The sequence below is a fragment of the Streptomyces parvulus genome (assembly GCF_014648855.1).
In the GTDB taxonomy this organism is placed as follows: domain Bacteria; phylum Actinomycetota; class Actinomycetes; order Streptomycetales; family Streptomycetaceae; genus Streptomyces; species Streptomyces parvulus.
Genome location: NZ_BMRX01000004.1, coordinates 473,046 through 485,662, shown reverse-complemented (window position 1 = coordinate 485,662; position 12,617 = coordinate 473,046). Strand labels below are relative to the sequence as shown.

General features: G+C 73.8%; 16 protein-coding genes. 11 read left to right on the top strand and 5 right to left on the bottom strand.

Going from position 1 to position 12,617, the window contains the following annotated elements; translation table 11 throughout:
* Positions 1-182: 182 nt before the first annotated feature.
* The gene (locus IE108_RS10115) at positions 183-767 is read left to right on the top strand and encodes an RNA polymerase sigma factor (protein ID WP_079163761.1); all 585 of its coding nucleotides are present in this window, start codon (positions 183-185) and stop codon (positions 765-767) included.
* A complete protein-coding gene (locus IE108_RS10110; RefSeq protein WP_064731169.1) occupies positions 760-1,767 on the top strand; it encodes a CU044_5270 family protein in 1,008 nt (335 codons plus the stop codon). The genes IE108_RS10115 and IE108_RS10110 overlap by 8 nt, the downstream gene beginning before the upstream one ends.
* Before the next feature lie 15 nt (positions 1,768-1,782).
* Here the strand turns inward: IE108_RS10110 and IE108_RS10105 are convergent, their stop codons facing one another.
* Positions 1,783-2,148 carry a nuclear transport factor 2 family protein gene (locus tag IE108_RS10105; protein WP_064731170.1) on the bottom strand — a complete coding sequence of 122 codons (366 nt, stop codon included), beginning with the start codon at positions 2,146-2,148 and terminating at the stop codon, positions 1,783-1,785.
* A 173-nt stretch (positions 2,149-2,321) separates the two neighbouring features.
* On the opposite strand from IE108_RS10105, the gene IE108_RS10100 reads away from it, so the two are divergent.
* The 4 genes from IE108_RS10100 to IE108_RS10085 all read left to right on the top strand — a co-directional run bounded on the left by IE108_RS10100 (position 2,322) and on the right by IE108_RS10085 (position 5,491).
* Positions 2,322-2,606: a hypothetical protein gene (locus tag IE108_RS10100; protein WP_064731172.1), complete on the top strand. Its 285-nt coding sequence runs from the start codon at positions 2,322-2,324 to the stop codon at positions 2,604-2,606.
* Positions 2,607-2,745: 139 nt separating this feature from the next.
* Entirely contained in the window at positions 2,746-3,834 is a 1,089-nt protein-coding gene (locus IE108_RS10095) for an S-(hydroxymethyl)mycothiol dehydrogenase (protein WP_064731173.1), read from the top strand.
* Entirely contained in the window at positions 3,834-4,463 is a 630-nt protein-coding gene (locus IE108_RS10090) for an MBL fold metallo-hydrolase (RefSeq protein ID WP_064731175.1), read from the top strand. The genes IE108_RS10095 and IE108_RS10090 overlap by 1 nt, the downstream gene beginning before the upstream one ends.
* 101 nt (positions 4,464-4,564) lie before the next feature.
* Positions 4,565-5,491, top strand: a complete 927-nt coding sequence (locus IE108_RS10085; RefSeq protein WP_064731177.1) for an SDR family oxidoreductase — start codon at positions 4,565-4,567, stop codon at positions 5,489-5,491.
* Here the strand turns inward: IE108_RS10085 and IE108_RS10080 are convergent.
* On the bottom strand, positions 5,475-6,014 hold the full coding sequence (locus IE108_RS10080; RefSeq protein WP_064731179.1) for a hypothetical protein: 540 nt from the start codon (positions 6,012-6,014) through the stop codon (positions 5,475-5,477). The two genes, IE108_RS10085 and IE108_RS10080, sit on opposite strands and share 17 nt — an antisense overlap.
* A 49-nt stretch (positions 6,015-6,063) precedes the next feature.
* On the opposite strand from IE108_RS10080, the gene IE108_RS10075 reads away from it, so the two are divergent.
* From IE108_RS10075 to IE108_RS10065, 3 genes are all read left to right on the top strand, one after another.
* Positions 6,064-6,864, top strand: a complete 801-nt coding sequence (locus IE108_RS10075; protein WP_064731180.1) for an SDR family NAD(P)-dependent oxidoreductase — start codon at positions 6,064-6,066, stop codon at positions 6,862-6,864.
* Between the two features lie 151 nt (positions 6,865-7,015).
* Positions 7,016-7,711: a L,D-transpeptidase family protein gene (locus tag IE108_RS10070; protein ID WP_064731182.1), complete on the top strand. Its 696-nt coding sequence runs from the start codon at positions 7,016-7,018 to the stop codon at positions 7,709-7,711.
* Positions 7,712-7,882: 171 nt separating this feature from the next.
* The gene (locus IE108_RS10065; protein WP_064731183.1) at positions 7,883-8,068 is read left to right on the top strand and encodes a hypothetical protein; all 186 of its coding nucleotides are present in this window, start codon (positions 7,883-7,885) and stop codon (positions 8,066-8,068) included.
* Positions 8,069-8,153: 85 nt separating this feature from the next.
* Here the strand turns inward: IE108_RS10065 and IE108_RS10060 are convergent, their stop codons facing one another.
* Positions 8,154-9,494: a S1 family peptidase gene (locus tag IE108_RS10060; protein ID WP_064731184.1), complete on the bottom strand. Its 1,341-nt coding sequence runs from the start codon at positions 9,492-9,494 to the stop codon at positions 8,154-8,156.
* A 152-nt stretch (positions 9,495-9,646) separates the two neighbouring features.
* On the opposite strand from IE108_RS10060, the gene IE108_RS10055 reads away from it, so the two are divergent.
* Together IE108_RS10055 and IE108_RS10050 are read left to right on the top strand one after the other, a co-directional pair.
* On the top strand, positions 9,647-10,864 hold the full coding sequence (locus IE108_RS10055; RefSeq protein ID WP_064731185.1) for a MalY/PatB family protein: 1,218 nt from the start codon (positions 9,647-9,649) through the stop codon (positions 10,862-10,864).
* 11 nt (positions 10,865-10,875) lie between these two features.
* Complete coding sequence (locus IE108_RS10050; protein WP_064732081.1) at positions 10,876-11,271, top strand: PPOX class F420-dependent oxidoreductase; 396 nt, start codon at positions 10,876-10,878, stop codon at positions 11,269-11,271.
* A gap of 7 nt (positions 11,272-11,278) precedes the next feature.
* On the opposite strand, the gene IE108_RS10045 is transcribed toward IE108_RS10050, so the two are convergent.
* Entirely contained in the window at positions 11,279-11,692 is a 414-nt protein-coding gene (locus IE108_RS10045; protein ID WP_161342107.1) for a Zn-ribbon domain-containing OB-fold protein, read from the bottom strand.
* Positions 11,693-11,829: 137 nt separating this feature from the next.
* Complete coding sequence (locus IE108_RS10040; protein ID WP_079163762.1) at positions 11,830-12,576, bottom strand: TetR family transcriptional regulator; 747 nt, start codon at positions 12,574-12,576, stop codon at positions 11,830-11,832.
* Between the last annotated feature and the right edge of the window lie 41 nt (positions 12,577-12,617).

The window sequence follows — 12,617 nt, the reverse complement described above, 5'->3', positions numbered from 1 at the left end:
GACGTCACCAGATACAGCGTGCCGATCGTCTTGTGGTCCGTGGTCGTCAGCCACTTGATGCTCTTGAGGTTCCTCACGCCCCGCCTGTGTCCGTGTCCCGCGCGGACGTCACACTCGTACGACGAGACGAGCGTCACGCGATCTCCTGTGACGATCACGAGGGTGCCGGACACGAACACGACATGAGCAACGACGAGATCTTCGCCGCTGCCTACCGCGAGCACTACTGGGCGGTCAGCCGCTACGTGGCGCGACGGCTGGACGGGCGCACCGGCGAGGTCGAGGAAGTGGTGGCGGAGGTGTTCACGGTGGCCTGGCGCCGCCGCGCCGAGCTGCCGCACACCCCGCTGCCCTGGCTGTACGGGGTGGCACGCAACTGCCTGTCCAACGCGGTGCGCGGCCGGGGCCGGCACCGCCGGCTCCTCGACCGGCTCGGCAACGACCACGCCGCGCACGGCCGGCACCTCACCAGCGGACCCGAGGCGGAGCCGCCGGGCGGCTGGGTCCACGAGGCGCTGGCCAGGCTCTCCGGCAAGGACCAGGAGGTACTGCGGCTCACCGCCTGGGAGGAACTCGGCGTGGACGAACTCGCCGTCGCCCTCGGCTGCGGCAGCAGGGCCGCCGCCATGCGCCTGCACCGCGCCCGCGCCCGGCTCCGGGCCGAGATCGACCGCATGCGTCACCCCGCCGCCACCGCACCGCACACCGCCCGGCGGACCCGGAACCCCGCGGCCACCACCCCCGCGAAGGAGCACGGCCATGGCTGACGAACTCGACCTCCTGCGCCGTGCCGACCCCGTCCCCGCGGACGCCCCGCACCTCGGCGACGGACCCCTGCCCGCGCGTGCCGAACAGCACCTGGAGCAGTTGCTGCACGGCCCGTCCACGGCCCCGCACCGGCCCGCGGCCCGGCTCCTCCGGCCCGCCCGCCGCCGCGTCCGCGCCGCCTGGGGCCTGGCGGCCTCCGCCGTCGTCGCCGTGACGGTCGCGGCGCTGCTGCTCGGCTCCACCGGTGCCCCGCCCGCTCTCGCCGCGCCCCGCCCGCTGGCCGTGCTCGCCGACGCCACGCCCCTGCCGCTGGACCGGCTCGCCGACCGTGCCGAACGGGCCGCGGCCGACGGCGGGCCCGCCTTGCGCAAGGGCACGCACGTGCGGTCGTGGAGCCTCGGCATGTCCGACGACGAGCCCCCCGTCACGCTCCCCGAGGAACGCGTCGTGCGCTGGACCGCCGACGGCCGCCACACCGAGCTGGTCGTGGCGACCGACCCGCGCCACCCGGGACGCCCGGTCCTCGGCGGGGACGAGGACGGCACGCCCCGCCTGGTCGAGGACGGCCACGTCCTCCGTCACCGGACCTACCCCCCGAGCTGGAGCGACGCCCCGCCCCAGTCCCCGCCGCCGCACGACGCGGCAGGACTGCGCGCCTATCTGGGAGAGGCGCGGCACGGCGACGTCACGGGCACACCGGAACTGCTCGACGCGACCGCGCTCCTGCTCGACCACTGGACGCTCGGCGCCCGCGAGTCGGCCGCGCTCACCCGGCTCCTCGCCGAGGACGGCCGGCTGCGCCCCGCGGGCCGGGTCACGGACCGCCTCGGCCGGCCCGGCCACGCCTACGTGTCCGAGGAGTCCGGCGTGCGCCGCATGCTGATCCTGGACCCGGTCACCGGCGCCGTCCTCGGCATGGAGACCACTTTCAGCGAGGACCGGCCGGAGTACGGCGTGCGGGCGGGCGACGTCATGGAGTACAGCGCCTGGAGCCGGTGACCGCGGCGCCCCGGGCTACTCGTCCCACGCCTGGACGGTGGTCTGCTCCACGATCTCGCCGTCCCGCAGCGACATCATCGACTCGGCGAGGACCCGGACGCCGTCCGGATAGGTGCACTCCTCGGTGAACGCGACGTGATCGCCCTGCACCACACAGCGCTCCATCCGGTGGGTCATGTCCCGGCTGTAGACGTCGTCGAGCATCTCGGCGATCTCCTGCCGGCCGTGCAGGACCTTGGGGTGGCTGGGCTGGTCGTACCGGTCGACGATGCGGACCCGGGCGTCGCGCGCGTAGAGCGACAGGAGGGGTGCCGCCGTGTCTCCCTCGATGCCCCGGCGCAGCGCCTCGGCGTCGAAGCCCCGGCCTGCCGTGGTACTCATGACGACCTCCTTCGAGGGGCGGGGCCCGAAGGGGGAACGGGCCGTCGCGGCCCTCTCCTTCGAGCTTCCTCCTTCCGCGCCCCCGGGGCAATCGCGGTCGCGGCACTGCTCCTGACGGGTGAGCCCGATGGGCCGCCCGTGTCCGCCCACGGCCCGGCGGCGTTGCGCACGGCATGATCTCCACACGACGTATCGCCGCCGTTGTCGGGCTCGCCGCCGGTGTCACCGCACTCGCCGCCCCGATGGCGAGCGCGGCGAGCGCGGGCCCGCTGGGCACCGAGAAGCTGAGCGTGACCGACACCCTCGACTCGCTCGCGGTGGGCGACATGCCCGCAGAGGACCGCGCCCGGATGCCGCTTCCCTCCCAGCAGTTGAACCGCCTCGACGACCTCGACCAGCTCCAGCAGGTCACCGGCCTGGTCTCGCCGCTCTTCGGCGCCGTCCCCGCCCTGGGCTGACCTCCCGCACGGCCGGCGAGCCCGCCCGCCGGCCGCCGCGAACCCGGCCGTGAACCCGCCGCACCGTCGCGGGCCCCGCGCCGATCCGTTGCGCGTAGGGTCGGGGTGACGCTGAACGGCCGAGGAAAGGGTCACAAGCATGGCGCAGGAAGTACGCGGCGTGATCGCACCGGGCAAGGACGAGCCCGTGCGGATCGAGACCATCGTCGTGCCCGATCCCGGCCCGGGCGAGGCCGTCGTCAAGGTCCAGGCCTGCGGGGTGTGCCACACCGACCTGCACTACAAGCAGGGCGGCATCAGCGACGACTACCCCTTCCTGCTCGGCCACGAGGCCGCCGGTGTCGTGGAGTCGGTCGGCGCGGGCGTCACCGACGTCGCCCCCGGCGACTTCGTGGTCCTCAACTGGCGTGCCGTGTGCGGGACCTGCCGGGCCTGTCTGCGCGGCCGCCCCTGGTACTGCTTCGACACCCACAACGCCGAGCAGAGGATGACCCTCGCCTCGACCGGCCAGGAGCTGTCCCCGGCCCTCGGCATCGGCGCCTTCGCCGAGAAGACCCTGGTCGCCGCCGGACAGTGCACCAAGGTCGACCCCTCCGTCTCCCCGCAGGTGGCGGGCCTGCTGGGCTGCGGGGTGATGGCCGGCATCGGCGCCGCCATCAACACCGGGAACGTCGGCCGCGGCGACAGCGTCGCCGTCATCGGCTGCGGCGGCGTCGGCGACGCGGCCATCGCCGGTTCCCACCTCGCCGGGGCGGCCAAGGTGATCGCCGTGGACATCGACGACCGCAAGCTGGAGACCGCCCGCTCCATGGGCGCCACCCACACCGTCAACTCCCGCGAGACCGACCCCGTCGAGGCCGTCCGCGAACTGACCGGCGGCTTCGGCGCCGACGTCGTCATCGAGGCGGTCGGCCGCCCGGAGACCTACCGGCAGGCCTTCTACGCCCGCGACCTGGCCGGCACCGTCGTCCTGGTCGGCGTACCGACGCCCGAGATGAAGCTCGAACTGCCGCTGCTGGACGTCTTCGGGCGCGGCGGCTCGCTGAAGTCCTCCTGGTACGGCGACTGCCTGCCCTCCCGGGACTTCCCGATGCTCGTCGACCTGCACCTCCAGGGCCGCCTCCCGCTCGACAAGTTCGTCACCGAGACCATCCGGCTCGACGAGGTGGAGCAGGCCTTCGACCGCATGCACGCCGGTGACGTGCTCCGCTCGGTGGTGGTGCTGTGATGGCCGCCCGCATCGAACGCCTCGTCACCTCCGGCCAGTTCAGGCTCGACGGCGGCAGCTGGGACGTCGACAACAACGTCTGGCTGGTCGGCGACGACCACGAGGTCGTCGTCATCGACGCCGCCCACGACGCCGACGCCATCGCCGATGCCGTCGGCGACCGGCGCCTGACCGCCATCGTCTGCACCCACGGCCACAACGACCACGTGGGCGCGGCGCCCGCCCTGGCCGACCGCACCGGCGCCACCATCTGGCTGCACCGCGACGACCTGCCGCTGTGGCGCCAGACCCACCCCGACCGGGACCCCGACGCCTGGCTGAACGACGGCCAGGTCATCGAGGCCGCCGGCGCCGACCTGACCGTCCTGCACACCCCCGGGCACGCCCCGGGCGCGGTCTGCCTGTACGACCCGGGCCTCGGCACCGTCTTCACCGGGGACACCCTCTTCCAGGGCGGGCCCGGCGCCACCGGCCGGTCCTACTCCGACTTCCCGACCATCATCGACTCGATCCGCGACCGGCTGCTGGCGCTCCCGCCGGAGACCGAGGTCCGCACCGGGCACGGCGACCCGACCACCATCGGCGCCGAGGCCCCGCACCTGGAGGAGTGGATCGCCCGCGGGCACTGATCCCGCGCGGGACACGCGGAAAAGGTGACAGAAGATGTCCGGCTTCCCGGGCACCCTCGGACCCGACAGCATTCGTGCGGGAGAGGAACGGGAAGCCGGACATGGCACAGTCACCGAAGAGTCCCCTGGCGGGCAGGGTCGCACTCGTCGCGGGAGCCACCCGCGGCGCCGGACGCGGCATCGCCGTCGAACTGGGCGCGGCCGGCGCCACCGTCTACGTCACCGGCCGCAGCACCCGCGCCCGGCGCTCGGAGTACGACCGCCCCGAGACCATCGAGGACACCGCGGACCTGGTCACCGAGGCCGGCGGCCACGGTGTCGCCGTCCCCGCCGACCACCTCGACCCGGAGCAGGTCGCCCGGCTCGTCGACCGCGTCGCCCGCGAGCAGGGCCGCCTCGACATCCTGGTCAACGACATCTGGGGCGGCGAGAACCTCTTCGAGTGGGACAGCCCCGTGTGGGAGCACGACCTCGACAAAGGACTGCGGCTGCTGCGCCTCGCCGTCGAGACGCACGCGATCACCAGCCATCACGCCCTGCCGCTGCTGCTGCGCGGGTCCGGCGGACTGGTCGTCGAGGTCACCGACGGCACCGACGAGTACAACCGCGAGAACTACCGCAACTCCTTCTTCTACGACCTGGCCAAGACCTCCGTCCTGCGGATGGCCTTCGCCCTCGGCCACGAACTCGCACCGCACGGCGCGACGGCCGTGGCGCTGACCCCGGGCTGGCTGCGCTCGGAGATCATGCTCGACCACTTCGGCGTGGCCGAGGAGAACTGGCGCGACGCCCTCGACCGCGTCCCGCACTTCGCCATCTCGGAGACGCCCCGCTACGTCGGCCGCGCCGTCGCCGCGCTGGCCGCCGACCCGGACGTCACCCGGTTCAACGGCCGCTCCCTCTCCAGCGGGGGACTCGCCCGGGAGTACGGCTTCACCGACCTCGACGGCAGCCGTCCGGACGCCTGGCGCTACCTCGTCGAGGTGCAGGACGCCGGCCGGCCGGCCGACGTCACCGGCTACCGCTGACCGGCGGCAGCGCCCACCGCGCCCCGTGTCCGGGCGGCAGGGCCAGGTCCTCGCGCACGGCGCCGTAGTAGCCCTCCCGCGCGGCACGGTGCCGCTCCAGCAGCACCTGCCAGGCGGCCGGGTCCCGGGTCTCCTCGCGCAGGAAGCGCTCCATCTCCAGCACGGCGAGGACCCACACCCGCGCCTTCTCCACCACCTGCCGGCTGCCCAGCAGGAGCAGCGCCTCACCCGCGGGATCCCGGGAGACCGCCGCCTCCGCCTGCGCGGCGGCGGCCTCGTCCGGGGCGAGGGGATGGGGGTGCGGGTCGTTGCCGAGGTGGGCGGCTATCCGGTAGGCCAGGGTGACCGACGTCTTCAGGACCCGCGCGTAGTCGGCGTACACCGCCAGCCTGCGCTCCTCCCAGCGCGCCTCGGTCTCGCGCCGCAGCCGCGCCCGGTCGCTGCGGACCACGGCGAGATACGAACCGAGCGCGCCGATCACGACGCCCAGGAGCGCGGGGAGTTGCTGCAGGAATGCGGACATGGCGGCACGGTAGCCGCCTGTTGATCGCACCGGTACTACGGTCGGGCCCATGACGGACACGACGCGTTTCACGGACCACGGAGTACTCGTCACCGGCGCGGCCCGGGGCATCGGCGCGGCCACCGCACGCCGGTTCGCCGCCGAGGGGGCGCGGGTGCTGCTGACCGACATCGATCTCCCGGTCGCCCGGCGCACCGCCGGCGAGCTGGCCGAACAGGGCCTCGAAGCGGAGGCGTTCCGCTGCGACGTGACGGACCGGTCGTCCGTCGAGGCGGCCGTCGCGCACGCCGTGGAGCGCTTCGGCGCCCTCGACGTGCTGGTCAACAACGCCTACGCCTGCACCCCCGACGCCCCGCTCTTCGAGGACGAACCGGACGAGGTCTGGGCCCGCGACCTCGACGTCACCCTCACCGGCGCCTACCGCTGCTGCCGCGCGGCCCTGCCCCACCTCGCGGCCACCGGACGCGGCGCGATCGTGAGCATCGGCTCGGTCAACGGCCTCCAGGACTTCGGCAACCACGCCTACAGCGCCGCCAAGGCCGGGCTCGGCTCGCTGACCCGCACCCTGGCCGGGCACGCCGGGGCGCGCGGCGTCCGCGTCAACCTCGTGACTCCGGGCACCGTACGCACCACGGCCTGGGAGGGGCGGGACGCGGAACTGGCCTCCGTACGGGACGTCTATCCGCTGGGCCGGGTCGGCGAGCCCGAGGACATCGCCGCCGCCGTCGCGTTCCTGGCCTCGCGCGACGCGTCCTGGGTCACCGGCACCACGCTGGTCGTGGACGGCGGCCTGACCGCGGTGAACACGGGCTTCCGGCGGGCCGTGGGCGCATGGGGGGAGTCGGACTGAGGGATGGCGGAAAAGCGGTGGTGTTTGTCACGCTTTCGTGGCGAGTGGGAGAGGGAGGGCAACCGAACCCGCCCGGCGGCTGTCTATCAGGCCGGGGGGCGCACCACGGCGATCTCCCGTCACGTCACCGCCTCTTCGCGAAAGGCCGGCCATGGGGGACACACACAGACGAGCAGTCGTCGCACTCGGGGTCACCGCACTGGTGGCACCGCTCACACTCGCGCTCACCGCCGCGCCGGCCCAGGCGGCGAGCTGCACGGCGACCACGGGCCCGTACCAGAAGAAGGTGGAGAAGTTCCTCGGCCGCCCGGCCGACGGCAAGCAGTCCACCGCCGACTGCAACGCCATCCGCGCGTTCCAGACCAAGCACGGCATATCGCCCAACGCCGGCTACGCGGGACCCATCACCTGGGGCGTGATGGACCTCATGACGAAGCAGAAGGCCGTCGGCAAGAACCCGAACAAGTCCGGCAAATGCCCGGTCAACAAGGGGCGCATCGCCTGTGTCGACCTCACCCTCCAGCTGAGCTGGATCCAGGACGGCAGGAAGCTGGTCTACGGGCCGGTGCCGGTGCGCACCGGGCGCAACGGCTACGAGACGCGCACCGGCCTGAAGAAGGTCTACTGGCGCAACCTCAACCACCACTCGACCATCTACGACGTGCCGATGCCCTACAGCCAGTTCTTCGACGGCGGCCAGGCCTTCCACTCCGTCGGCGTCAGCGTCTGGAGCCCCCCGGGCTCGCACGGCTGCGTCAACATGACGAAGAACGACGCCAAGAAGTACTGGTCGCTGCTGAAGAAGAACGACGACGTCTACGTGTACGGCCGCAAGCCGGGCACCTGAGCCGCGGGCGCACGGACCGGGAGTCGCCGCCCGTGTGTGGTGGAACACACGCGGCGGCGACGAACTCGCAGGTGGGCCTTGACAGATGAGCGAAATGACGTGACCAGTAACACGGTCTGATATGTCCGTTTGGCTCGCGATTACTCACATCGCCTTCACGTCCGGCGCCGTATGCTTCACAGCATGTCCACCACTGTTGAACCCTCCTCCGAGCGATCGGCTGCCGAGGTCAACGAGGAGATCCGGGCCCTGTGGCTCCGGTCGGGCGGGACACTGAGCGTCGAGCAGCGCGCGGAGTACCAGCGGCTCGTCATGGAGTGGGCCAGCGCGACCCCCGAGTCCGCCACGGCCGCCTGACCGCCGTCCGGAACTCCTCGGCGCCCTCGCGTCCCGATCCCGCGGCGTCCGCGTCACGCGGACGCCCTTCTCGTTCCGCCCCGGCTCAGCCCCACGTCGACGCGTAGTGCCGCCGGTACGCCTTCCGGTCCGCCTCGGCACGGATCCACCGTGTGGCCACCAGCGCCATCAGACTTCCCGCCACGACCAGCAGGCCCGGCCCCACGTTGCGCCGGTCCGTCAACCGCGCGAGCAGCGTCGAGCCCTCGACGCCCGTCACGGGCGCCGTGGCGCCCGGCGCCGCCGCGCCGGCGGCCGGTGACGAGGGCGCCGCACCCGGGCCGCCGCCCTGCTGCCCGTCGACGATCAGGCGGACGCCCAGCGACTCCATGGCCTCGGGCAGCGGCTGGAAGTACGTCGTGCCGCCCTTCGCGCAGTCGCCGTTGCCGCCCGAGGTCACGCCCAGCGCGATGCCCTCGGAGAACATCGGACCACCGCTGTCCCCGGGTTCGGCGCACACGTCGGTCTCGATCAGCCCGCTCACCGTGCCCTCCGGGTAGTTGACCGTCGCGTCCAGCGCCGTCACCCGCCCGTCGCGCAGCCCGCTGGTGCTGCCGCTGCGGAACACCCGCTGTCCGACGGCCGGTTCACCGGCGCCCGTGATCCGCACCCCCTTGCCGTCGCCCACCGCCACCACCCCGGCCCCGTCCCCCGCCTTGCCGTTCGCGTACTCCACCAGGGAGAAGTCGTCCCCGGGGAAGCTGCCCGCGACCGTCCTGCCGACCTGCCGGCCGCCGCCTCCGTCACCGAACCAGACCGACCCGGTCGGCCCGCAGTGACCGGCGGTGAGGATGAAGTCGGCGCGCCCGTCCGTCACGTTGAACCCCGCCGAGCAGCGCCCCGCCGTGGACAGGATCGGCTCCGCGCCGTTGAGCCGCGTGGTGAAGGTGCCCTCGGTGCGCTCCATGCGGACGAAGCCGCCGATGCCCTCCGCCACGCCCGTCAGCCGCGACCAGGCGGCCGGGGAGACGGTCCGGTCGCCGCGTACGACCACCTCGTTGGACCGGTAGTCGAGCGCCCAGGCCGTCCCCGGCACCCGGGGGGCCGCGCGCAGCGTCGAGGCCGCCGACCTCAGCTCCGACATGCTGTGCCGTACGACCTTCGCCGCCACGCCGGACCGCCGCACCGTCCCGGCCGTCCGCTCATCGGTGACCGCGACGACCGGCCGCCCGTCGGTACCGACCCAGTGCCCGGCCGTGCGCTCGTCGCCCAGCTCGGCGACCAGACCGGCGCCGGACGCCGTCCGCGACAGGGTGTGCGGCGCCGCGGACGCGTCCGGCGGTTCGCTCGCCACGGCCCGGGTGACCATCGTCCCCCCGACCAGGAGTCCGCCGACCGCGGCCAGCCGTGCCACCCGCCGGACGATGCGTCGTCGTGCGTGCCTCATACGTGCGCTCCCGAACCCCGACACGCGGTGTCACCACCGCGGGGGCCTTCGGACGTGCAGCGCCCTCCTCCCATACGGGGACGGGCGCGCGGGCGTTCACCGGGCCGGGCGCCCTGTTTCGCCGCCCGGCCGCGCGACCTATCTTGAGCCCCATGACCCGCATCCCGCCCCACCGGCCCGGTGTCCCCAACCCCCTGCACGCACTCACCCTGGACCAGCTGCGCCGCCGTACCAGCATGAAGTGGCGCACCCACCCCGCGGACGTGCTGCCGCTGTGGGTGGCGGAGATGGACGTACCGCTCGCCCCCGCCGTCGTGCGCGCGGTCACCGGGGCCATGGAACTGGGCGACACCGGCTACCCCGCGGGAACCGGCTACGCCGAGGCCCTCGCCGACTTCGCCGGCAAGAGGTGGGGCTGGGACGACCTGGCCGTGGAGCGCACGGCGATCGTGCCGGACGTGATGCTGGGCGTGGTCGAGATGCTCAAGCTCGTCACGGAGCCCGGCGACGCCGTCGTCGTCAACCCGCCCGTCTACCCGCCCTTCTACCAGTTCGTCACCCACCTGGACCGGCGCGTCGTCGAGGCGCCCCTCGGCCCCCACCTGCGACTCGATCTCGCGGCGCTCGAGGAGGCCTTCCGCCGTGCCGTGTCCGGCGGCGGGCGGGCCGCGTACCTGCTGTGCAGCCCGCACAACCCGACCGGCACCGTGCACACCGCCGGTGAACTCGCCGCGGTCGCCGCCCTCGCGGAGCGCCACGGCGTCCGCGTCGTCGCCGACGAGATCCACGCCCCCGTCGTCACCGGCGACACGCGCTTCACGCCCTACCTCGCCGTGCCGGGCGCGGAGCGCGGTCTCGCGCTGATGTCCGCGTCCAAGGGCTGGAACCTGGCCGGGCTCAAGGCGGCGCTCGCCCTCGCCGGACCCGGTGCCGCCGACGACCTCGCCCGGATGCCGGAGGAGGTCTCGCACGGCCCGAGCCACGTGGGCGTCCTCGCCCACACCGCCGCCCTGCGCGACGGCACCGACTGGCTGGACGCCGTCCTCGCGGGGCTCGACGAGAACCGGCGGCTGCTCACCGGCCTGCTGGCCGAGCACCTTCCCGGGGTCGTCCACCGCGCTGGGGAGGCGACCTACCTGGCCTGGCTGGACTGCCGCGCGCTGGGCCTCGGCGACGACCCCGCGCAGGTCTTCCTCGACCGGGGCCGGGTCGCCCTCAGCTCCGGCATCCCCTTCGGCAGCGGCGGAGCGGGACACGTGCGGCTCAACCTGGCGACCTCCCCGGAGGTGATCACGGAGGCGGTGCACCGGATGCGCGCGGCCCTGGACCGGGGGCGGGCGCCACGGCACACACCGGGGACCGGGGCCTAGACTTGCCGACCATGGACGACGCGTCACTCGACCGGCTCGGCGCCGGCAAGTACCTGCTGGTCACCACCTACCGGAAGAACGGCACCCCGGTCGCCACCCCGGTGTGGGTCGTACGGGACGGCGACGCGCTCGGCGTCTGGACCGCCGCCGACTCCTGGAAGGTCAAGCGCGTCCGCAACCGCGCCGACGTGCTCGTCGGCCCCTGCGACGTGCGCGGCCGGCCGACCGGTGAGCAGGTGCCGGGGACGGCGGAGATCTGCGACCCGGCCACCACCGCCCGCTACCGGAGGATGCTCGCCCGCAAGTACGGCGTCCTCGGCCGGCTCACCCTGTTCGGCAGCCGGCTGCGCCGGGGACTGGACGGCACCCTGGGCATCCGCATCACGCCCGCCCCGCCCGCGTCCTGACCCGCCCTCAGGTCCAGGCCCGGTAGGGCTCGTCGACCAGCTGGAAGACCGGCTCGCCCCGCACCGGGTCCTTGGCGGTGGACAGCCGTACCCGGTCACCGCTGTGGATGCCGATGAGCGGGCCCATGACCCGGCCGCGCAGCACGAAGCCCTCGGTCATCTCTATCAGCGACACGTTGCGCGCGGCCGGGCTGTTGCGGTGCACCACCGTGGCGTGGCGCACCGTGCCCGTGCCCTCGCTGCGCTCCGTCCGCAGCTCGCTGCCGCGGCAGACCGGGCACAGCACGCGGTGGTACATCGCGGTGCCGCACCAGGTGCAGCGCTGGTAGAAGACGGCCTCGGTGTCGGGCGCCTGCGGTTCGAGCACACCCGTGGGGGAGCCGGCCGTCCGCTGAGCGACGTTTCCTGAGTGGTGGTACACGCTGGTCAACTCCCTGCACTCGGGCCGGAATCCCGCGTGCGCGGTCACCGGGCACGCGTGTGCGCGGCTCACCGTGCCACCGTGCACGCGACAGAGCGTATGGCACTCAGTGTCACACGTAAAGGTACTCCGTACCCTCAGTTGGGCGGCGCATCGTCCGCGAAGGCCGTCTCGATCTCCCGGACGACCTGCCACAGGGGCGTTCCGCGCCGCGCGGCCACCACCACCAGGTCGCCGGGCGGGCCGCCCCGGGGCGCCGCGGGGGCGTCGCCGAAGACGGCCTGTGCGTGGCCCAGCGCGTGGTCCACCGCGGCGCCGGCGTCGTCCCGGCCGTCCGAACGGAGCCAGCCGCGCAGGGCGTTGTTGTGCGCCGCGACCACCGCGGCCGCGATCACGTCCGCCCGCAGCCGGCCGTCCGGCCGGTCCTCCAGGCGCGCGCGCAGATACCCGGCCAGGGCGCGCTCGTAGCGCCACACCACCGACAACTCGTAGGCGCGCAGCCCGGCGACCCGCTTGGTGAGGCGGTAGCGCTGCACCGAGAAGTCGGGGTTCTCGGCGTACATGCGCAGCACCAGACGGGCCGCGTCGCACACGCGCCGCACCGGGTCGGCGTCCGCCGGCGAGTCGGCCAGGAACGCGGTCATGTCGGCCAGGCACCGCTCGTGGTCCGGGAAGACCACGTCCTCCTTGGACGGGAAGTAGCGGAAGAAGGACCGCCGTCCGACGCCGGCCAGGGCCACGATGTCGTCGACCGTGGTCTGCTCGTAGCCGTGCTCCAGGAACAGCTGGAACGCCGCCGCGACCAGCGCCTCCCGCATCGGCGGCCGGGCACCCGGCGCGTCCGTCCCGTCCCCGCGGCGGGGCGCCGCACTGCTGGTGCTCATGAGGGCGAACGTAGCAGCTCGCCGACGATCATGGCACTGAG

What these genes read in the sequence shown, in the direction of transcription:
- IE108_RS10070 (WP_064731182.1), top strand. Translation starts at nt 7,016, where the DNA reads ATGGGGGACACACACAGACGAGCAGTCGTCGCACTCGGGGTCACCGCA.
- IE108_RS10110 (WP_064731169.1), top strand. Translation starts at nt 760, where the DNA reads ATGGCTGACGAACTCGACCTCCTGCGCCGTGCCGACCCCGTCCCCGCG.
- IE108_RS10080 (WP_064731179.1), bottom strand. Translation starts at nt 6,014, where the DNA reads ATGTCCGCATTCCTGCAGCAACTCCCCGCGCTCCTGGGCGTCGTGATC.
- IE108_RS10115 (WP_079163761.1), top strand. Translation starts at nt 183, where the DNA reads ATGAGCAACGACGAGATCTTCGCCGCTGCCTACCGCGAGCACTACTGG.
- IE108_RS10090 (WP_064731175.1), top strand. Translation starts at nt 3,834, where the DNA reads ATGGCCGCCCGCATCGAACGCCTCGTCACCTCCGGCCAGTTCAGGCTC.
- IE108_RS10095 (WP_064731173.1), top strand. Translation starts at nt 2,746, where the DNA reads ATGGCGCAGGAAGTACGCGGCGTGATCGCACCGGGCAAGGACGAGCCC.
- IE108_RS10040 (WP_079163762.1), bottom strand. Translation starts at nt 12,576, where the DNA reads ATGAGCACCAGCAGTGCGGCGCCCCGCCGCGGGGACGGGACGGACGCG.
- IE108_RS10050 (WP_064732081.1), top strand. Translation starts at nt 10,876, where the DNA reads ATGGACGACGCGTCACTCGACCGGCTCGGCGCCGGCAAGTACCTGCTG.
- IE108_RS10055 (WP_064731185.1), top strand. Translation starts at nt 9,647, where the DNA reads ATGACCCGCATCCCGCCCCACCGGCCCGGTGTCCCCAACCCCCTGCAC.
- IE108_RS10085 (WP_064731177.1), top strand. Translation starts at nt 4,565, where the DNA reads ATGGCACAGTCACCGAAGAGTCCCCTGGCGGGCAGGGTCGCACTCGTC.
- IE108_RS10065 (WP_064731183.1), top strand. Translation starts at nt 7,883, where the DNA reads ATGCTTCACAGCATGTCCACCACTGTTGAACCCTCCTCCGAGCGATCG.
- IE108_RS10075 (WP_064731180.1), top strand. Translation starts at nt 6,064, where the DNA reads ATGACGGACACGACGCGTTTCACGGACCACGGAGTACTCGTCACCGGC.
- IE108_RS10060 (WP_064731184.1), bottom strand. Translation starts at nt 9,494, where the DNA reads ATGAGGCACGCACGACGACGCATCGTCCGGCGGGTGGCACGGCTGGCC.
- IE108_RS10105 (WP_064731170.1), bottom strand. Translation starts at nt 2,148, where the DNA reads ATGAGTACCACGGCAGGCCGGGGCTTCGACGCCGAGGCGCTGCGCCGG.
- IE108_RS10100 (WP_064731172.1), top strand. Translation starts at nt 2,322, where the DNA reads ATGATCTCCACACGACGTATCGCCGCCGTTGTCGGGCTCGCCGCCGGT.